Source organism: Pontibacter sp. FD36 (assembly GCF_015686655.1).
Lineage (GTDB): Bacteria > Bacteroidota > Bacteroidia > Cytophagales > Hymenobacteraceae > Pontibacter.
In genome coordinates, this window is sequence record NZ_JADPMP010000009.1 from 232,234 (window position 1) to 252,332 (window position 20,099).

The 20,099-nt window shown below is 52.1% G+C and carries 19 protein-coding genes; 7 read left to right on the forward strand and 12 right to left on the reverse strand.

The features are described from left to right. Window positions 1–92: 92 nt before the first annotated feature. Entirely contained in the window at window positions 93–1,595 is a 1,503-nt protein-coding gene (locus tag I0P70_RS14445) for an OmpP1/FadL family transporter (RefSeq protein WP_196119269.1), read from the reverse strand. Between the two features lie 17 nt (window positions 1,596–1,612). Continuing rightward, entirely contained in the window at window positions 1,613–2,902 is a 1,290-nt protein-coding gene (locus I0P70_RS14450; protein ID WP_196119271.1) for a hypothetical protein, read from the reverse strand. A 185-nt stretch (window positions 2,903–3,087) separates the two neighbouring features. Here I0P70_RS14450 and proS point away from each other — a divergent pair, with 185 nt between their 5' ends. From proS to floA, 3 genes are all read left to right on the forward strand, one after another. Continuing rightward, the gene (proS, locus tag I0P70_RS14455; protein ID WP_196119273.1) at window positions 3,088–4,566 is read left to right on the forward strand and encodes a proline--tRNA ligase; all 1,479 of its coding nucleotides are present in this window, start codon (window positions 3,088–3,090) and stop codon (window positions 4,564–4,566) included. Window positions 4,567–4,724: 158 nt separating this feature from the next. Beyond that, window positions 4,725–5,198, forward strand: coding sequence for an NfeD family protein (locus I0P70_RS14460; RefSeq protein WP_196119275.1), 474 nt, complete (start codon window positions 4,725–4,727; stop codon window positions 5,196–5,198). 9 nt (window positions 5,199–5,207) lie between these two features. Beyond that, window positions 5,208–6,194 (forward strand): flotillin-like protein FloA, encoded by a 987-nt coding sequence (gene floA / locus I0P70_RS14465; RefSeq protein ID WP_007654193.1) that lies wholly within the window; start codon window positions 5,208–5,210, stop codon window positions 6,192–6,194. A gap of 265 nt (window positions 6,195–6,459) precedes the next feature. Here the strand turns inward: floA and I0P70_RS14470 are convergent, their stop codons facing one another. Beyond that, window positions 6,460–7,296 (reverse strand): hypothetical protein, encoded by an 837-nt coding sequence (locus I0P70_RS14470; RefSeq protein ID WP_196119277.1) that lies wholly within the window; start codon window positions 7,294–7,296, stop codon window positions 6,460–6,462. Between the two features lie 98 nt (window positions 7,297–7,394). Here I0P70_RS14470 and I0P70_RS14475 point away from each other — a divergent pair, with 98 nt between their 5' ends. Beyond that, window positions 7,395–8,378 (forward strand): isopenicillin N synthase family oxygenase, encoded by a 984-nt coding sequence (locus tag I0P70_RS14475; RefSeq protein ID WP_007654196.1) that lies wholly within the window; start codon window positions 7,395–7,397, stop codon window positions 8,376–8,378. Window positions 8,379–8,443: 65 nt separating this feature from the next. Then, a complete protein-coding gene (gene chrA / locus I0P70_RS14480; protein ID WP_196119279.1) occupies window positions 8,444–9,613 on the forward strand; it encodes a chromate efflux transporter in 1,170 nt (389 codons plus the stop codon). Window positions 9,614–9,708: 95 nt separating this feature from the next. Here the strand turns inward: chrA and rfbA are convergent, their stop codons facing one another. From rfbA to prmC, 5 genes are all read right to left on the reverse strand, one after another. After that, window positions 9,709–10,584, reverse strand: a complete 876-nt coding sequence (gene rfbA / locus I0P70_RS14485; protein ID WP_196119281.1) for a glucose-1-phosphate thymidylyltransferase RfbA — start codon at window positions 10,582–10,584, stop codon at window positions 9,709–9,711. A 113-nt stretch (window positions 10,585–10,697) separates the two neighbouring features. Further along, a complete protein-coding gene (gene rfbC / locus I0P70_RS14490; protein ID WP_196119283.1) occupies window positions 10,698–11,249 on the reverse strand; it encodes a dTDP-4-dehydrorhamnose 3,5-epimerase in 552 nt (183 codons plus the stop codon). Window positions 11,250–11,269: 20 nt separating this feature from the next. After that, a complete protein-coding gene (gene rfbB, locus I0P70_RS14495; RefSeq protein WP_196119285.1) occupies window positions 11,270–12,319 on the reverse strand; it encodes a dTDP-glucose 4,6-dehydratase in 1,050 nt (349 codons plus the stop codon). 3 nt (window positions 12,320–12,322) lie between these two features. Next, entirely contained in the window at window positions 12,323–13,354 is a 1,032-nt protein-coding gene (gene galE, locus I0P70_RS14500) for a UDP-glucose 4-epimerase GalE (RefSeq protein ID WP_196119288.1), read from the reverse strand. A 309-nt stretch (window positions 13,355–13,663) separates the two neighbouring features. Continuing rightward, complete coding sequence (prmC, locus tag I0P70_RS14505; RefSeq protein ID WP_196119290.1) at window positions 13,664–14,518, reverse strand: peptide chain release factor N(5)-glutamine methyltransferase; 855 nt, start codon at window positions 14,516–14,518, stop codon at window positions 13,664–13,666. A 145-nt stretch (window positions 14,519–14,663) separates the two neighbouring features. On the opposite strand from prmC, the gene ribD reads away from it, so the two are divergent. After that, the gene (gene ribD / locus I0P70_RS14510) at window positions 14,664–15,716 is read left to right on the forward strand and encodes a bifunctional diaminohydroxyphosphoribosylaminopyrimidine deaminase/5-amino-6-(5-phosphoribosylamino)uracil reductase RibD (RefSeq protein ID WP_196119292.1); all 1,053 of its coding nucleotides are present in this window, start codon (window positions 14,664–14,666) and stop codon (window positions 15,714–15,716) included. Window positions 15,717–15,793: 77 nt separating this feature from the next. Further along, on the forward strand, window positions 15,794–16,276 hold the full coding sequence (locus tag I0P70_RS14515) for a GAF domain-containing protein (protein ID WP_196119295.1): 483 nt from the start codon (window positions 15,794–15,796) through the stop codon (window positions 16,274–16,276). Between the two features lie 88 nt (window positions 16,277–16,364). On the opposite strand, the gene I0P70_RS14520 is transcribed toward I0P70_RS14515, so the two are convergent. From I0P70_RS14520 to I0P70_RS14535, 4 genes are all read right to left on the reverse strand, one after another. Then, window positions 16,365–16,949 (reverse strand): hypothetical protein, encoded by a 585-nt coding sequence (locus tag I0P70_RS14520; protein WP_196119297.1) that lies wholly within the window; start codon window positions 16,947–16,949, stop codon window positions 16,365–16,367. 1 nt (window position 16,950) lies between these two features. After that, complete coding sequence (locus I0P70_RS14525) at window positions 16,951–17,763, reverse strand: metallophosphoesterase (RefSeq protein WP_196119299.1); 813 nt, start codon at window positions 17,761–17,763, stop codon at window positions 16,951–16,953. Window positions 17,764–18,010: 247 nt separating this feature from the next. Continuing rightward, complete coding sequence (locus I0P70_RS14530; protein WP_196119301.1) at window positions 18,011–18,694, reverse strand: phosphatidylserine decarboxylase family protein; 684 nt, start codon at window positions 18,692–18,694, stop codon at window positions 18,011–18,013. A gap of 121 nt (window positions 18,695–18,815) precedes the next feature. Beyond that, window positions 18,816–20,090 (reverse strand): Glu/Leu/Phe/Val dehydrogenase, encoded by a 1,275-nt coding sequence (locus I0P70_RS14535; protein WP_196119389.1) that lies wholly within the window; start codon window positions 20,088–20,090, stop codon window positions 18,816–18,818. Window positions 20,091–20,099 lie beyond the last annotated feature (9 nt).

A 20,099-nucleotide genomic window follows, 5' to 3' on the forward strand; every position in this document is an offset into this window, starting at 1 on the left:
TACCGCCAAAACCATACCGCGCACAGGTATAGACACAAAAAAGCGGCATCCCCTTCGGAATCTGCCGCCTTTCTGAAAACAGGAAAAAATCTTTAGAAATTATACCCGAAGGTCAGCATCACGGTGTTCAGCTTATCTTCAATGTCTACTACTGGCACGAATACAGTAGGATCGTTGAAATTGTACGGGCTGTACAGGCTATTGGCCGTCGAGCTTGTAAAGGCAACATCAGCATAATATCTGTTCAGGCGTATACCTGTGCCCAGCGTAAAGGTGTTTATCTTGCCGTCAAAATCGGCATTGCGGTAGGGGTCACCAGTTATAGCGTAACCTGCTCTGAAGCGGAACACCTCGTAACGCGCCTCCGCTCCCAACCTGAAGTTAAGAGCAGACTGGTATGTGCCTGAAATACGGTCATTCACGCTATTGAAATACGTGCTGTTGCCTCCAAAATCATCACTTTCAGAAAAACGGGCATTTGCATAGTCCACGTACTCAATGTCTGCGGCTATGAAACCGTACTTCTGAAGGAAAAAGGCCACACCACCCGATGCACGGAAAGGCGTTGTCAGCTTATAGGAGAACTCACCAGGTAGTTCCACGGCACTATAGTTTTCACCCGGCAAAAACTGGGAATACATAGAGCGCTGGTACGTTTCGTTAAAGTTATACAGGGTAGGCGTTTGGATGGATGCTCCCAGTCGGATGACATCAGTCGGCCGAACAATGATACCCAGTTTCAGGTTAACGCCTGTACCGCTTGTTCTGTACTCGTCACGCAGCTCCAGGCTGGTAAAATCGGTACTTGCGTTTTCTTCTGTCTCCCTAAAGATGCGCTCTTGCCTGAAGTCTGACGTGATTACACCAAGCGATGCTCCCAGGTAGATTTTATCGCGATAGCTGGTACCACCGGCTATATCGATCTGATTCTGAGAACCCCTTCTGATAATCTCCTCTGATTGGTTAACATTTCCTATCCGATCAGTAGGTATAGCAAAGCCGTCTTCATCGAAATCAAACAGGAAGGTACCGTAAGCCAAGCCTTCCATGGTAGTGAATCCATTATCAAACTCGTTATCTAGGTCTGTTTGCGTGCGGCCACGCAGGTTTGCCAGTTCTGTAAAGTATTCGACAATAGTTGGATCCTGTCCGCCGGCAGTGTTGCGGTATGAGGTTCTGTTGTTGAAATTATTGAGCCTGCTGAAGCTTATACCGAAGGTAGCACCGCGCCAGTCGCTATTCTCATCACTTTGGCGGTCAGCGAACACAAAACCAATGTGAGGTACTGCTACGCTGTTGCGTTCGTCGTTTGTGGAAATTCCGCCGACGCGTCCGGTTGAAGTGGAGAAGCCAAGGCCGGGAGTAATACTAAACTCTGAACGTCTGAACATGCCCAGGCCTGCTGGGTTAGATGCCATGGTGGAAACGTCTGCACCGAGTGCCGTTTGCGCTCCGCCTATACCTTGGATGCGTGCGGAGCCAGTGAGTCCGTAACGGGTGTAGCGCAGTGCGTCTACCTCGTCTTGGGCAAAAGCGGTTCCGCCCCAGCCCAGCATTAGTGCCAGGCTGGCGGAAACAATCTTAGTTATTTTCATGGATCAGGGGTTTGTGATTAGTTTCCTCCTCTATTTCCACGGCCACCGCCGCTGGAGTTAGTTCGTACCGGAGGACTAGATGTACCGGAACTTCTGGTTGGTGGTGAGTAGCTAGGCTGCGAGCGCTGCACCGGTTGGCTACGCTGGTAGCTTGGCTGCGAACGCTGTACTGGCTGGCTGCGCTGATAGCTTGGCTGAGAACGCTGTACTGGCTGGCGCTGAATCTGCTGACGCTGCACAGGTTGCTGAATTCTTTCCTGACGCTGCGTAGGCTGCTGTATACGTTGCTGGCGCTCCACTGGTCGTGGCTGCGTTGCCGGCGACACATTGCCTTCTCTTGACTGATTGAGTCGCTGTACTGGCTGCTGGCCTTCCGGCTGCTGACGCGATGGTCTTACCTGACCGCTCTGCGGATCATAACCACGGTTTGTAGTGGCCGGTCTGGCTGGCAGAGTACGTCCAGTATTCTCTCCTGCGTTGATTTCCTGGCCTCTTACGTTTGTGTTGCCTGTGGCACGCTCTGTTCTGCCAGGGCGGGCATAGTCTACACCTTGCGTAGAACGCTGTTCATCTCTTACAGACTCCGATCTGTTCGGACGTCCGGCTACTCGCTCTGGGTTACCTGAGGCTGGCACTACGCTGCGCTCACCACGTGGCCCGTACTGCACCTGACGCTGCTGCACGACACCCGGACGGTCATAGATATAGCGGTTACTGCCATAGAACCCTCGGTTATATCCGTGGTAGAAGCCGGCATAATAGTTATTGTGTGGCCAGTATCCGCCACCCCAGAATGGATCATACATACCATAAGGGCGTCCCCAAGGATGTCCCCAGCGGTTCCAGCCGGATCCCCAGCCCATGCTCAAGCCAATGTTCACACGCATGCCGCCTCTGTGAAAGAACGGGTCATACATGAATGGATCGTAGAATGGGTCATAAAAGAACGGGTCATAGAATGGACTAACGCGACGATGCACGTAAGCAGTTGTCCAGTATGGATCCACGTAGGCATAGTTAGGGGTGTTCCAGGTTGCCTGCGGACGATAGGTACGTCCGTCATAGTACTCGTCTGCAGTATAGTTTTGAGTTACATCACCAGTAGCGGCCTGCTGATTGTCTTCAGCTGGAGCATACTGCTGCTGTTGGGAAGCCTGAGCCTGGGGCTGCACATACTCGGTATGATCTGATGAGCTGTAGTACATATCATCATACTCTGTCGACTGCATAGCTACCGGGCTACTGCAACCAACCGCGAAAAGTGCAATCACAGGGGCTAGTGCGGTGTATATGTTTAATTTTTTCATGGCCTTCTGTGTCTAAAAATGCTTCTATATCAAAGATATAAACACAATAGCGCAAAACCTTATCAATAGTATAATATATTAACGTAATTTTGAGCGAGAATGATATTAAATCTTCACTATGTGGAAAGCAATATTCATTCCAAAAAGATTAACAATTACTGATATTAAATAAATTTTTTCAAATAATGAGCAAAGGGCTGCCAAAAAGAAGCGAAGACTATTCGCAGTGGTATAACGAGCTGGTGAAAAAGGCCGGTTTAGCGGAGAATTCCGCTGTGCGTGGCTGCATGGTGATCAAACCTTACGGTTACGCCATCTGGGAAAAAATGCAGCGTCAGCTGGATGACATGTTTAAGGCCACCGGCCACGAAAATGCCTATTTCCCGCTGTTTGTACCCAAGAGCCTGTTTGAAGCCGAAGAGCAGAACGCCGAAGGCTTTGCCAAGGAATGCGCCGTAGTAACGCATTACCGTTTGCAAGCCGATCCTGATAAGCCAGGCAAGCTGCGCGTTGACCCGAATGCCCGACTGGAAGAAGAACTGATCGTACGTCCAACTTCGGAAGCCGTGATCTGGAACACGTACAAAGGCTGGATCCAAAGCTACCGCGACCTGCCTATCCTGGTGAACCAGTGGGCTAACGTAGTACGCTGGGAAATGCGTACCCGCCTGTTCCTGCGCACGGCTGAGTTCCTGTGGCAGGAAGGCCATACGGCCCATGCTACCGCTGAGGAAGCCATTGCCGAAACAAAGCAGATGCTGGAGGTATACGCCACCTTTGCTGAACAATACATTGCCCTGCCGGTAATCCGTGGTGTGAAAACGCCAAACGAGCGCTTTGCTGGTGCTTTGGATACCTATTGCATCGAAGGCTTGATGCAGGACGGCAAGGCGCTACAGGCAGGTACTTCGCACTTCCTGGGCCAGAACTTTGCCAAGGCATTTGATGTGAAGTTTGCCACCAAAGAAGGCGGACTGGAGCACGTATGGGGAACTTCATGGGGTGTGAGCACGCGCCTGATGGGTGCACTTGTAATGGCCCACTCCGATGACGAAGGCCTGGTACTGCCTCCAAAACTGGCACCTATCCAAGTGGTGATCGTACCGATTTACAAAGGCGAAGAGCAACTGGCGCAGATCAGCGAGAAAGTGCTGCAGCTGAAGAAAGAGCTCGAAGCTAAAGGGATCAGCGTGAAGTTTGACAACCGCGATACTGAACGTCCTGGTTTTAAGTTTGCCGAGTGGGAGCTTAAAGGGGTTCCGGTTCGTCTGGCCATCGGTGCACGCGACCTGGAAAACGGTACTGCCGAAGTGGCCCGCCGCGATACCAAGGAGAAGAGCACACAGCAATTCGACAGCCTGGCTACTTACATCCCTGCCTTGCTTGACGAGATTCAGGAGAACATTTACAACCGTGCCTATACCTTCCGTGAAGAAAACACGACGAAGGTAGACAGCTACGAGGAGTTCAAGCAGGTACTGGAAACCAAAGGCGGCTTCGTGCTGGCACATTGGGATGGTACACCAGAAACGGAAGAGCGCATCAAGGAAGAAACAAAAGCAACCATACGTTGTATCGCCCTCAATACGCCTGAAGAAGACGGCGTGGATATGATCACAGGCAAGTCATCGAAGCAGCGTGTATATTTTGCAAAGGCTTACTAAGCTTCGGCTATACCTGAGGATTAATCAAAATTTATAAAAAGAGAGCCATTTCCTGCGGGAGATGGCTTTTTTGTTTTACGCACAGTATAAATTAAATGAAGCGATCAGGGTAATTGAATCGCAAAATCGCTATATTTACCTAAACCTACTCCCAAACTATGCTCTTAGACTGGCTTACAGTAGTGCTGCTCATTGGCATCGGTCTTGTTCTGATCGTGGTAGAGCTCATCTTTGTGCCGGGCGTTACCATTGTCGGTATTCTGGGCTTTATACTCGTAGCCGTAGGCATCTGGATCAGTTATGCCGCCCTGGGAACGGAAACAGGACATTTGGTGCTGGCAGGGTCCGTCCTGGCCGGCGGAGTGGCTCTTTTCTACAGTTTCAGGTCGGATGCCTGGTCGCGGTTTGCGCTCAAAGACAGTATTAAAAGTCGTGTGAACGAGGAAAGCCCTCATTTGCTTGAAGTCGGCGAAGAAGGCAAGACTGTTTCAGCGCTGCGTCCGCAGGGAACTGCCCTTTTTAAGGAGCGGCACCACGAGGTACAGACCACCGGCGCTTTTCTGGCACCCAACACACCCGTGCGCATCATCAAAATAGTAGCGAATAAAATCACAGTAGAAGCAATTACCTAAAACAACTCAATGGAAAATTTTTCAGTCTTATTCCTGATTGCGGGCGGCATTATCCTGCTGCTTATCTTTCTTTATTTTGTACCGATCAGCCTCTGGATCACAGCCCTGTTCTCGGGTGTTAAGGTAGGCCTACTGGAGCTGGTGTTCATGCGTATTCGTAAGGTGCCGCCAAGCCTCATCGTAAACTCCATGATCAATGCTACCAAGGCAGGTATAGATGTAACGACCACTGAGCTCGAAACCCACTACCTGGCTGGCGGTAACGTCCCAAATGTAATCAAAGCGCTTATTTCGGCTGATAAAGCCAATATTCCGCTATCCTTCAAGCAGGCGACCGCCATCGACCTGGCCGGCCGGGATGTGTTTGAGGCTGTAACTACTTCTGTAAACCCGAAAGTGATCAACACACCAAACGTAGCCGCTGTAGCGCAGGACGGAATCCAGCTCATCGCCAAAGCCCGTGTTACGGTGCGAGCTAACATCATGCAACTGGTAGGTGGCGCCGGCGAAGAGACTATCCTGGCCCGTGTAGGTGAGGGTATTGTAACGTCTATCGGTTCCTCCAGCTCTCACAAAAGTGTACTTGAAAACCCGGATATCATCTCGAAACTGGTACTCCAAAAAGGCCTAGACGCCGGCACAGCTTACGAGATCCTATCAATTGATATTGCCGACATCGACGTGGGTGAGAACATTGGAGCAAAACTGCAGATTGACCAGGCAGGTGCCGACCTGAAAGTGGCTGAAGCCAAAGCTGAAGAGCGCCGTGCCATGGCCGTTGCTGTGGAGCAGGAAATGAAGGCCAAAGCACAGGAAGCCCGCGCTTCCGTAATTGCAGCCGAGGTAGAGATTCCGCAAGCTATCTCAGCAGCCTTCCGCAGTGGCAACCTCGGCATCATGGACTACTACAAAATGCAAAACATCCAAAGCGACACCGACATGCGCAACTCAATTGCCAACCCTAACCAGGGAGGGCAGAATAAGCCGAAGGAGTAGCAAGCACTCTCAAAAAAGAAAAGTGGCTATACCTATTGTCAAGTATAGCCACTTTTCTTTTATAGCTATTATGGTTGGCCACTTCAAATAAGTTACAGCACTTCTTTTTAAAGGCTTATTAATCCCTTACTTGCTCCCGCTTTGCAGCTTGAGTATTAGCAGACTCAGATAAGCCTTTAGAGCAATATTTGGAAGGACACAATAGAAAGGCCTGCGAGGAGTGTCGCAGGCCTTTCTATTGTGTCCTTGTATGGCTTAGGAAATCCTAGCTTTCTTTCAAAGTGATCGTGCGTGTTACCGAGTTGTAAGGACCAGGTATAACAGCACCAGCATTGTTGATCAACTCCAGTTTGATGGTTGTTTCGCCCATTGGCAAACCTTCAATGATATGTGGCATCCACTTGTCTAACACAAACTCGTTGCCATTGATCGTAGCACGCACCTTGTTGCCAGTAGTTGACAGGTCAGTGTTCACCAGGTAGAAATCCAGCATGATGCGGCGGGTGTCGCTGCCTACGTACTCGCCCTTCGGACGGCTGTAGAACATGTGCTGACCCTTCATATCGAACTCCATACGCTGCTGTGGTCTGCCTACTGTCACCATGCGCAGGTCGTAAGCACCTCTGTGCTTCAAGCTTTCATGGTATGAACGCGATATGAATGAAAGTACCACGTGCTCGCCTTCCTCCATCTCTTTTGTAAATGAAGTCTCATAATGCGCGGTGTAAGGCTCGTTGTCTACGATGTTATGGATGTGCTGTCCTTCCTGCGAATTGGCCATGAACTCCGAATTGGAGTGCGGCGTCATACGGGTCAACTGGAAGTTAGATAGTTCATATGAAAACTCTACCGGTCCTGGCTGCACTACACCATTAGCTGGAGGAGTATTCAGGCGAAGCTGTGACTCCGGGTATTTCTGTGAATCGTCGAAAGCGAATACACGCAATCCGCCCTTGCTCATAACAGCTCCGGTAGGTGTTGGCCCTGTAGTAGTAGCCATCACAGGGGTACGCGTTTCGTCATCCTGCATCTGGCGTGTCGTATCGCAGGAAGCAAATGCCAGCATAAGGGCCGAAGCAAAGAGTAAGTAGGTTTTTTTCATCGAAAGAGGGTTTGAATTAGCAAATAGCCAATATACTGATTTTATTTGTATATTGCGCACTACGTAATATTAACGTAAAAGTATACAAAAAAGACTATATGAGCGAGATTTTGTTTGATGAAGTTCCTTCATTGGACTTAGCTGATTTTACATCGGGAGATGAAGGACGCAGAGCGCGGTTTGTGCAGCAATTGGGAAACGCTTATCAGAACATTGGCTTTATTGCCCTGAAAAACCACGGCCTGAGCGATGACCTGACGGAAAGACTCTATGCAGCCGTTAAGAAATTTTTTGCCTTGCCCGATGAGGTAAAGCAAAAATATGAAAATCCAGAACTTGCCGGCCAGCGTGGCTATGTGGGCAAGGGCAAGGAAAAAGCCAAAGGTTTCAATACCGGTGACCTGAAAGAATTTTATCACGTGGGTCAGGAACTGAGCGGCATTCCGGACAGCGACCCGATCAAGGCAGAATATCCGGCTAATATTTGGCCATCGGAAGTACCAGAACTTGAGGAGGTAACGCTGGAAGCTTACAGAAAACTGGAAGCAGCCGGCAAACAGGTGTTGCGCGCCATCGCTTTGCATCTGGGCCTGGAAGAAACTTACTTCGACGAGAAAGTGAAGTACGGTAACAGCATTCTGCGCCCAATCCACTATTTCCCGATCGAAAACCCTGACCAGGTACCGGCTGACGCAGTTCGTGCTGCTGAGCACGGTGACATCAACCTGATCACGTTACTGATGGGTGCCAGCGCCGACGGTCTGCAAGTGTTGCGCCGCGATGGCAAGTGGATCCCGATCACGGCCCTGCCAGAGCAGGTAGTTGTAAACGTAGGCGACATGCTCGCCCGTCTGACCAACAACAAGCTGAAGTCAACTATCCACCGTGTGGTAAACCCGCCGCGTGAATTGATGCATACTTCCCGCTATTCTATTCCATTCTTCATGCACCCGCGTTCAGAAATGGACCTGACTTGCCTGGAGAGCTGCATAGACGAGCAGAACCCCAAAGCTTATCCTGATGCTACAGCAGGTGAATACCTGAACGAGCGCCTGGTGGAGCTTGGGCTCAAGAAAGCTTAACTGAACTGAAACCAGTAAGAAGAGAGATGGTGTCCGCACTGTCTCTCTTTTTTTGAACCTACGGCATGAGTCTGCGCTACTACATCTTCCTGAAAGACGTACTGTTGCTCGCCCTGACCGCCTTTGGCGGTCCGCAGGCACATGTTGCCATGATGTTCCGGTTGCTGGTGAACAAGCGCCGCTACCTGACCGAGCAGGAACTGATTGAACTCAATGCCCTGTGCCAGATCCTCCCTGGCCCTACCTCTACCCAAACTCTGACAGCTATAGGCTATCGCATTGGTGGCCCCAATCTGGCCTATCTGACACTGCTGGTATGGCTGCTGCCAGCCTCCAGTATTATGGCTGCAGCCGCAATAGGCATTTCTTACCTCCAGGAAAACAACATATCACTCCAATTTCTGCGCTTCATACAACCCATGGCGGTAGGCTTTGTGTCCTATGCAGCCTACGCGATTAGCTCCAAAGTAGTAAATACCAAGCTGGCTATTGGCATCATGGTCGTTTCAGGTATACTGGCCTACTTTTTTCATTCGCCTTGGGTATACCCGCTGCTATTGCTGGCTGGAGGAGCCATAACGGCACTCCGTTTCAGGCAGCACCCGCAGGAAAAAGACAAGAAACTAAACATTCAGTGGGCCAATTTTATACTTTATGTAGGCGTGTTGATCACGGCAGCTGTGTTGGGTGGAGCTACATCGTCACTCCCCATCAGGCTATTTGAGAACTTCTACCGAAACGGAAGTCTGGTGTTTGGCGGTGGACAGGTGCTGATTCCCCTCATGTTCACTGAGTTTGTTGACTTTAAGGAATACTTATCAGCTGAAGAGTTTCTGTCAGGGTTTGCCATTGTACAAGCCCTTCCCGGACCGGTTTTCTCTTTCTGCTCTTTTATCGGCAATCTGGCTATGCGCGAGCACGGTGTGTGGGGGCAACTACTCGGCTCACTGGTAGCCACAGTAGGCATCTTCCTGCCCGGCACTTTCCTGATTTTCTTTGTGATCCGCTTTTGGGATGACCTAAAAAAATACAGGGTCGTGCGGGCATCGCTGGAAGGTATAAGTGCTGTCAGTTCAGGCATGGTAGTGGCGGCCGCTGTTATGCTCTATCGCCCCATCGATAACACTCCCCTTAACTTTGGCATTGTAGTGGCTACCTTTTGCCTGCTCCTCTTTACCCGTATACCTGCGCCTATTCTCATTCTAGTGGGCTTTGCTCTGGGCTTTATTTTCTAGCCGCGCTATACCTAATCTCAGGCTCTGTTCAAATAAAAAGCTGCCCATGCATTTGCACAGGCAGCTTTATGACTCAGGTTAGGCTTCGTATCTACCTACCTAAATGTCTTTTCTTTCATGATGCGGAGCAGGTACTCGCCGTATCCGCTTTTGCGGAGCGGCTCTGCAGCTTCCCTGAGCTGCTGGTCTGAGATGAAGCCCATGCGCCAGGCCACCTCCTCGATGCAGCCCACTTTCAGCCCCTGCCGCTCCTCGATCACCTGCACGAAGGTGGCCGCCTGCATCAGCGACTGCACGGTGCCCGTGTCGAGCCAGGCCGTGCCCCGGTTGAGCACGCCCACCTTCAGCTTGCCCCTTTTGAGGTACTCGCGGTTCACGTCCGTGATCTCGTACTCGCCCCGCGGGCTGGGCTCCAGGTTCTTGGCGATCTCCACCACCTCGTTGTCGTAGAAGTAGAGGCCTGGCACAGCGTAGCTGGACTTCGGCTCACTCGGCTTCTCCTCGATGGAGACGGCCCTCCCCTCTGCGTCGAACTCGACCACCCCGTAGCGCTCCGGGTCCGTGACGTGGTAGGCGTACACTACCCCGCCATCCGGATCGGCGTTCTGGCGCAGCACCGCGCCCATGCCGGCCCCGTAGAAGATGTTGTCGCCCAGCACAAGGGCCACTTTGTCCCCCCCGATGAACTCCTCCCCGATCACGAAGGCTTGCGCCAGCCCGTTCGGTGTCTCCTGAACGGCATAACTGAACTTGCAACCGATCTGTGCTCCGTCGCCCAGCAGGCGCTCGAACATGGGCAGATCGTGGGGCGTGGAGATGATCAGGATCTCTCTAATGCCGGCCAGCATCAGGGTGGAGAGCGGGTAGTAGATCATGGGCTTGTCGTAGACGGGCATGAGCTGCTTGCTCACGGCCAGCGTCAAGGGGTGCAGGCGGGTGCCGGAGCCCCCGGCCAGGATGATGCCTTTCATTTGTCTTCTATTCGGTTTTATGGTTGATGCCCGGAGCGGCCCCGTTTGTTGCGCCGCGCCGGCAAAGATAGTCATGTCTTCGGCAATCGCCTCCCAGCGCTGCCTGGCAGTACTCAGAGGCTTTGCCTGAACGCGGCGAAGGAGGGGCTCTCGCGGTCCTTGCCGGAGATGACCAGCTCGGACGCCTCCAGGTCCCAGTCGATGCCAAGCTCCGGGTCGGCGTAGTGGATGCTGCCCTCACTCTCCTTGTGGTAGTAGTTATCGCACTTGTAGAAGAACTCGGCCTCCGGGCTGAGCACCACGAAGCCGTGGGCGAAACCGCGCGGGATGAAGAGCTGCAGCTTGTTTTCGGCGCTGAGCACCACCGAGAAGTGCTGCCCGAAGGTCTCGGACCCGGGTCGGATATCCACGGCCACGTCCAGCACCTCCCCCTTAAGCACCCGCATCAACTTTGCCTGCGCGTGATCGCCGCGCTGGAAGTGCAGTCCCCGCAGCACGCCGCGGGTGGAGTAGGACTGGTTGTCCTGCACGAAGCGCACCTCTTCTCCCGCCAGGGCGTTGAACCTGTCCTCGTTAAAGCTCTCATAGAAGTGGCCCCGCTCGTCTGAGAAGACCGCCGGCTCAAGCAGCAGGCAGTCCCCCAGAAATGTCTCTATTACTTTCATCTGTGTGCTTGTTCCTTTCCTTATCTGCCCTCGTACTGCTGCGCGTAGTACTGCTGGTAGTGGCCTGTGGTGACCTCCTCCAGCCAGGCCTCGTTTTGCAGGTACCAGTCCACGGTCTTTCTCAGCCCCTGCTCGAAGGTCACCGAGGGCGCCCAGCCCAGCTCCTCCATCAGCTTGGAGGAGTCGATGGCGTAGCGGGCGTCGTGGCCGGCGCGGTCCTTGACGAAGGTGATCAGCTTTCTCGATTCACCGCTCTCCCGTCCCAGCTTCTCGTCCATCACGTCGCAGAGCAGCTCGATCAGGTCGATGTTGCGCCACTCGTTCACGCCCCCCACGTTGTAGGTCTCCCCCACCCTGCCGCGGTGAAAGATGGCCTCGATGGCCCTCGCGTGGTCTTTCACGTAGAGCCAGTCGCGCACGTTCTCGCCCCTGCCGTACACAGGCACGGGCTTTAAAGCCTTGATGTTGTGGATGGCCAGCGGGATGAGCTTCTCGGGAAAGTGGTTGGGGCCGTAGTTGTTGGAGCAGTTACTGAGTTTCACCGGCAGCCCGTAGGTATGGAACCAGGCCCGCACAAAGTGGTCCGAGGCCGCCTTGGAGGCCGAGTAGGGCGAGCGCGGGTCATAGGGCGTGGACTCGGTGAAGAGCCCCTCCGAACCCAGCGAGCCGTACACCTCGTCGGTGGAGACGTGGTAGAAGAGCTTGCCGGCGTAGTCCCCCGCCCAGCTGCAGCGGCAGGCCTCCAAGAGGTTGACCGTGCCCATCACGTTGGTCTGGACGAAGGCCATGGGCCCCGCGATCGAGCGGTCCACGTGCGACTCGGCCGCCAGGTGCACCACCGCCTCGAACTGGTGCTCAGCGAAGATTTCCTCCAGGTACGCGGCGTCCGTGATGTCGCCGCGGAGGAAGGTGTAGTTCTCCCGCCCCTCGATGTCCGAAAGGTTCTGCAGGTTGCCCGCGTAGGTCAGCGCGTCGAGGTTGAAGACGTTATAGTGCGGGTAGGCCTCCACAAACAGCCGCACCACGTGCGAGCCGATGAAGCCGGCACCGCCGGTAATAAGTAAGTTCATATGTTAGTGCTGTACTGTTGATTTTTGTAAATGCATTTGCCAGTCCCAGGCGCTCTTCATGGCCTCTTCCAAGGTGCTGGTGGTCTTAAAACCTAACTCCTCAGTAGCCTTGGTTACGTCGGCGTATATTTTCGGCACGTCTCCCGGACGGCGTGGGCCAATTTTATAATTCAATTTCTCGCCAGTAGCCTGCTCAAAAGCCTGCACCGCTTCCAGCACTGTGTTGCCAGTGCCGGTGCCCACGTTGAAGAACTCGATATGCTCCGCCTTATCAGACAGCAGTCTGTCAATGGCGACCACATGTGCCTTCGCCAGATCCACCACATGCACATAGTCGCGGATGCAGGTGCCGTCTGGGGTGTCGTAATCGTTGCCGAAAATCGTAAGCTCTTTGCGTATACCTGCGGCGGTCTGAGTAATGAACGGCACCAAATTGTTTGGGACTCCGAGCGGCAGTTCGCCGATCTTAGCCGAAGGGTGTGCTCCGATTGGGTTGAAATAGCGCAGTGCAATCGTATGCATGTCGCTGCCACTGGTTGCCAGGTCGGTCAGTATCTCTTCACAGATTTTCTTGGTGTTGCCGTAAGGTGAGTTGGCTTTCTGCACCGGCGTTTGCTCTGTTACAGGCAGCTTGTCAGGTATACCGTATACTGTGCAGGATGAGGAGAAAACCAGTTTATTTACTTTAAACTCCTCCATCACCTGCAGCAAAGCCACCAGCGATCCCACGTTGTTGTGGTAATACTTGAGCGGCTCGGCCACCGACTCGCCCACAGCTTTGTAAGCGGCAAAGTGAATCACGCCGGCTATACCTGTCTCCTTTTCAAAGACACTGCGCAGCGCTGCGCCATCCGTACAGTCTACGCGGTGGCAAGTGATTTCGCGACCCAGTATATCGGCTATACCTTGCAAGGAGCGCTCTTCGGTATTTGAGAAATTGTCGATGATAATGGGCTCGTAACCTGCCTCTACCAGTTCCACCACGGTATGGGAGCCGATGTACCCCGCCCCACCTGTCACTAATATTTTCTTCATATAATTTGTTTTCAAGCTTGCAAAAAGCTTTCATGCTGTGCAGCCGCTTATGACTGGCTACTATTTAACAACTTGTATATTCTCGTTGATCGCCAACAGATCAGCAATCACTTCCTGGGTGTCTTCTGGTGCTATGTATGTTTCATCAAAGCAGTTGTACTTTATTACCTGAGTGCCGGGTTCAGACGACAGGCTTTACTACAACAGGAGGCATCACAAAAATATAATATTAAACTGTATTTATTGGTATAGGCAGACCAGACATAGCCCTGGCAGGTTAAGCGCAGCTTTATTAATGTGTAGAAGACTCTACAGCTCTCCTCTCACGATCCTGTCTTTGCCAAACAGGTCCTGCACCACTTGCGCCTGCCTGAAACCTGCCTGCAATAGCAAAGCCCGTACTTCTTCGCCATACTGTTCATTTATTTCAAAGTACAGTCGTCCGCCTGTTTTGAGCAGCTCTGCCCCTATTTCGGTAATGCGCCTATAATACTTCAGTGGGTCTTCATCTGGCACGAACAGGGCCAGATGGGGCTCGAACTCCAGCACATTGGTACGCATCAGAGCTTTCTCCTGTTCCTTTACATAGGGCGGGTTGCTGGTAATGATATCCAAAGAATGAGATGCTATACCAAGGAGCGGTTCAAATACGTCTTGCTGAAGCCAGGCAACCGGCAATTTCAATTGGCGGGCATTCGCTCGGGCCACCTTCAATGCGCCCTCTGATAGTTCCAGCCCGTACACCTGGCGGACCTCCAAATTGGCAGCCAGTGCCAAAGGTATACAGCCGCTGCCCGTGCAGATGTCAAGTACCTGAAGATTACTGTGACCTTGGTGCTCACGAACGACCAGATCCACCAGTTCCTCCGTTTCGGGGCGGGGTATCAGCACACGTTCATCTACCTGCAGGTCGAGGCCGTAAAAGTGGGCGGTGCCAAGTACGTACTGCACTGGCTCCTGCTTTTGCAGCCGTTCCACAGCCTGCTTTATCTGCGTCTCCTGCTCTTCATTGACTTCCTCCTGCTGCCCCAGGCTGAGCTGCATACGGTTTTTCTGCAGCACATGCTCCAGTACCAGCTGCGCAATGGCCCCGGCCTCTGGTTCAGGATAGGCATGTTGTATGCTTTCGCGGATGTATCGGGCTGTTTGCAGTATGGTGGCCACAGGTATAGGTTTTGTTTGATTTTAGGTAACTTTGCAAAAGTAAAGTTTTATCGCGTATAAGTCACAAGTGTAAAATCAACTTGCTTTCTATTATTGACTTGGTTTTTACTTGATCTTAAACCCTTTAACTCCTAAGCTCCTGAACTTGACTGATGAACTCTACATGCGGCGTGCGCTGGAACTGGCCAGACTGGGCAGCGGCTATACCTACCCGAACCCCATGGTGGGCTGTGTGGTGGTGTATGAGGGACGCATTATCGGCGAGGGCTGGCACCGCAAGTTTGGTGGTCCGCATGCTGAGGTTAACGCCATCGCAAGTGTGCAGGACAAAAGCCTGTTACCTACAAGCCGGGTATACGTAACGCTGGAACCTTGCTCCCACTATGGCAAAACTCCTCCTTGCGTCGATCTGCTGATCAGCAGTGGCGTGCGTGATGTGGTGATTTGCAATACTGACCCCAACCCTAAAGTGGCGGGGCGCGGCATCAAGAAGCTGTTTGATGCGGGCGCACGGGTGAAAGTAGGCGTACTGGAAAACGAAGGGCTGGAACTGAACAAGCGTTTCTTTACTTTCCACAACCAAAAGCGGCCTTACATCCTGCTGAAATGGGCAGAGTCGGCAGACGGGTTTATCAGCGGACCAAACAACCAGCAGGTGCAGATCAGCGGTCCGTTGTCGCGCAGGCTGGTGCATAAGTGGCGCTCCGAAGAGCAGGCGATCATGGTGGGCAGCCACACGGCAGCGTGTGATAACCCACGCCTCGACACCCGCTTCTGGCCCGGCCACAGTCCGCTGCGGGTGGTCATCGACCGCAAACTGCAACTACCTGGAAATCTACACCTGTTTGACAAGAGCCTGCCAACCGTGGTATATACCTACCAACAAAGGGAACAGCAGCACGAGAACCTAGCTTATGTGCAGCTCCGCGAAAACGAACCACTGCTGCCGCAGCTGATGCAGGACCTGCACCAGCGCCAGGTATTGTCGCTGCTCGTGGAAGGCGGCACTTACCTGCTCAAAAGTCTGTTGAAGGAAAATCTGTGGGACGAAGCGATCTGTTTCAAGAGCCAGACTTGCGTACTGCGCGAGGGCACGCCGGCCCCGGGCATGATACACAGCCACCTGCTCGAAGTACAGACCGCTGGATCAGACAGGCTGCTGCATTACCGAAACAGTATATCAGAACTTAATTTATAAATCCCGCGCCGGAGCGTTGAACCTCTTATCAGGTACAGATTTCCTCGATGCGCACTTATGCTTATACCTTATCCATTATGGCTGAATCACTTATAGTAGACCAGAATCTAACGAAAGAAGAAAAATATAAAGCCCTGGTGCCTCAGATTGAGGCGCTGGTTACCGGCGAGAGCGATTTGATCGCTAACCTCTCCAACATGATGGCCGCCCTGCGCCAGGGAATGGGTTTCTTTTGGGTGGGCGTGTACTTCAACAAAGAGGGCCAGCTGGTGCTGGGACCATTTCAAGGGCCGGTGGCCTGCACCCGTATTCCCTATCACAAAGGCGTATGTGGCGCCTGCTTTACCCGCCAGGAGACGATCCTGGTACCTGACGTAGAAGCCTTCCCGGGACACATTGCCTGCAGCAGCGACTCTAAATCGGAGATCGTGATACCGGTCATAAAAGACGGTGAGGTGAAACTGGTGCTGGACGTAGACAGTGACAAATTAGACGATTTTGACGAAGTTGACCAGAAGTACCTCGAGCAACTGATGAAGCTCGTAGAAAGCTGGTATTAAGCTCTGCTTTCGCTAAAAAGAATGGCCTTATCCCTGCTTCGGGGTAAGGCCATTCTTTTTTGAGGTTGCTCCCAATAAGTTTACTCTACTACAGCCTCACCCGCATGCCTAGTGCCAGGTTAAATATCTTGCCTGGCCCCAAGTATCGCGGGTTCTGGATATATGAAATCAAATACTCGGCGCTGGTGCCCACTTCGTAGTACAGCCCAAACCGTTGCAGTTTCTCTACACGAGTGAAGTCCACCTGCCCACCCAGGTATAGGTATAGGTGCACCGCCGTCGGGAACCCGTAGTAGCCCCGGCTATACTTGTCGTGGTGCTCAAAAATAAAATACTCCTCCCCGAAGGTATGGCTCACTTGAAACCCGGTGCGCAACGGCTGCCAGTCCAGCGACTTCAGGGGCACGGGCCTGAAAAGTGCAAAAGTAGTCTTCAGGGCAGCCGTCCAGATGCGATCTCCTCCTATACGCTCGGGCAGATAGCCCAGAAACAGATCTGTCTCCAGCTTTTCACGAAAAAAGCTCCGCCCAACACCAACCGAAGCAAATCCAATGCTACCCGCATACTGTACCTTGACATGATAGGGTGAAAACGACCGCTCCTGGCCATGTCCCTCGTAAGGACTCAACAGGAATAGCAGAGCGACGAGATATGTGATGAAAACCCGCTCCATATCAGTAGGCAATTCTATCAAAACTATACCCTCCGGCCCATACCTTCAGGTATGTAAATTCACGCTTCTTTACAGTGGAGGTAGCCAGGTATAGCACCTCCTCATCATAGCGAAAATCGGCCCTGAAGCCATGGATATGGCCGTGCAGACTCAATTGCACCCGCTCACTCTCCTTCAGTGTTTTATGGAAAGCTCTTTCCAGAGCCGTATCAAAGTCATCATCATAAGGAGGTATGTGCGACACTGCGATGGCCTGCTCCCAACTATCGCCTTCCTGGTGAACCAGTTGTTTACTCAGCCAATCGATATCGGGCACTTTTCCATTGTAATTGTACTCCAGACTATTGGTATCGATGAATACAAAGCGGGTATGACCATAGTCGAAGGTATAGTTAAAGCCACCGTACATCTGCTGGTATACCTTGCGGCCGTTGCCCAGCATGTCGTGGTTGCCGATCACGGTCAGGTATGGCCACTTCAGCCGTTTCATAATGTCGTGCACCCACCGGAATTCCTGTGACATGCCAAAGTCAGAAATATCACCCTGATGGATGACGAAGTCGATGTGGGGGAAGGTGTTGGCGGCATCAACAAAGGCGCTTGCGGCGTCATAAAAGCGCTGGGTGTCGCCCATCACGAGTAGGTGCAGCGTATCACCCGGTTGCTGGTTTTGTAGTCGCGCCAGGTTGAGAGCGGTGAGGTCGCGCTCGTCGTCGTTTAGTATGATCTGGTTCGGGTGGTACTCAAACAGCTCTTCACAGGACGAAAGCAAAGCCAGGCTCAGTGTCAGTAACAGGTAGCAGATTTGTTTCATAGTTGCCTCAGGCGGCACAGTTATTCTCCTATCTGCTAACGCTATACAAAGGAGAATGTTGATGTACGATGATCAACATACGGTCTCCTTATTCTGCTTACAAAGCTGCCTTGATTGCTATACAAGAACAAAAACAACTGATCTGAAGCTCTTTACAGTGAGCTTCAGAAGCAAAAAGGCCGGCCTTGGGATATCCCGGGCCGGCCTTTTTTATACCTCATGTAGGGTATAACTTTACTTAAGTATCTTATCCGAAGAAGGTCGGGGTTTCGGTTTTGAGCTGAGCAATCACAGTTTGACCGCCTTTAGTCTTCTGACCGAGTTCCACTTTCACCTCAGTGTCCAGCGGCAGGAAAATATCCACGCGCGAACCAAACTTGATGAAACCGAACTCCTCGCCCTGACTTACTTCGTCGCCCTCATTTACATACCACACAATACGGCGGGCCATGGCACCGGCAATCTGGCGGAACAGCACTTCAGGACCGGCAGTGGACTCTACCACCACAGTCGTACGCTCATTCTGCGTACTTGATTTCGGGTGCCAGGCTACAAAGTAGTTACCCGGGTGATACTTGAAGTAGCTCACGATACCTGACACCGGATTACGTGTGATGTGCACGTTGATCGGTGACATGAAGATCGAGATTTGCTTGCGCTTGTCTTTGAAATATTCTGTCTCCTCTACTTCCTCAATTACTACTACCTTGCCGTCGGCAGGCGCTACGATCAAATCTTCGTGCAATAATAAGTTGCGGTAAGGGCTGCGGAAAAACTGCAGGATAAGCAGAAACAGAACAGCTGAAACACCGGAGAAAATCTTGTTGAAGGTATTGTTGTCGGCGTTGAAATTGTAGAGCAACAGGTTGAGCACCAACAAAATCAGCAATGTAAAAAATAGAATCCTTCTTCCTTCCTTATGAATTTTCATCCGTGAAAACTAAATGCTACAGGTCTTATATAACTTATAATAGCCCATCCAGTTTCGTAGATGGGCTATTATCTGCTTCAAAAATATATAAACTTTCGTTTATTTTAATAAAAATCTTCTCTTAGAAACCGCCGCGATACTTATAAGTCATCGCTACTTTGTCGATTGCCACGATGTAAGCCGCAATACGCATCGGCACGTTGTACTTCTGAGAGGCAGCATACACACGCTCAAATGACTCGTTCATGATGCGCTCAGCACGTGTGTTCACGCGGTCCAGCGTCCACTTAAAGCCCATGCGGTTCTGTACCCACTCAAAGTAAGACACGGTTACACCACCTGAGTTAGCCAGAATGTCCGGCACTACCATGATGCCCTTTTCGTTGATGATGTTGTCTGCTTTGTAAGAAGTAGGTCCGTTGGCACCCTCCACGATCAGGCGGGCCTGAATCTGGTCCACGTTCTTGATCGTGATCACATCTTCCACAGCAGCTGGCACCAGCACGTCTACTTTAGCGATCAGCAGGTCATCATTGCTGATCTTCTCAGCGTTCTTATAACCTTCCAGACGGCCGTTGTTGTTGTTCTTATACTCGATAGCCTCTTCGATGTCGATACCGTTGTCGTTCCAGTAAGCACCGCTCACGTCGCTCACACCCAGTATCTTCACGCCACGCTCGGCCATCAGCTTAGCTGCCCAGGCACCTACGTTACCGAAGCCCTGAATCACTGCCGTTGATTTGGCCGGATCCATGCCCAGTTTATCCATGGCTGCCATAGCCGACACCATCACACCGCGGCCAGTCGCCTCTACGCGGCCGAGTGAACCACCCAGCACAAGCGGCTTGCCTGTTACCACAGCGTGTACGGTTGAGCCTTTGGTTTTGGAGTATTCGTCCATCAACCAGGCCATCTCGCGCGGGCCAGTGCCCATGTCCGGAGCAGGTATATCCTGGTCAGGGCCGAAGATGTCAATCAAAGCCTGGGTATAGGCTCTTGTCAGACGCTCCATCTCACCTGCCGACATCGCATAAGGGTCGCAGATGATACCGCCTTTGGCACCACCGTAAGGGATGTCTACCACGGCACACTTCCAGGTCATCCAGGCAGCCAGGGCCTTCACCTCGTCCAGGAACACGTCCGGCGCGAAACGGATACCACCTTTTGATGGACCCAGGATAGTAGAGTGAATAACGCGGTAACCTTCAAACACTCGCACTTTGCCGTCATCCATTGTGACAGGTACGTTCACGATTACCTGACGCGTTGGAGTCTTAAGGACATTGTAAACCTCCTCATCCAGCCCAAGTACCTCTGCCGCGATATTAAAACGCGACATCATCGATTCGAAAGGATTTTCTCTATCCTTGATCGGTGCAGGCTCTTTGTATAACATCATTTTAAG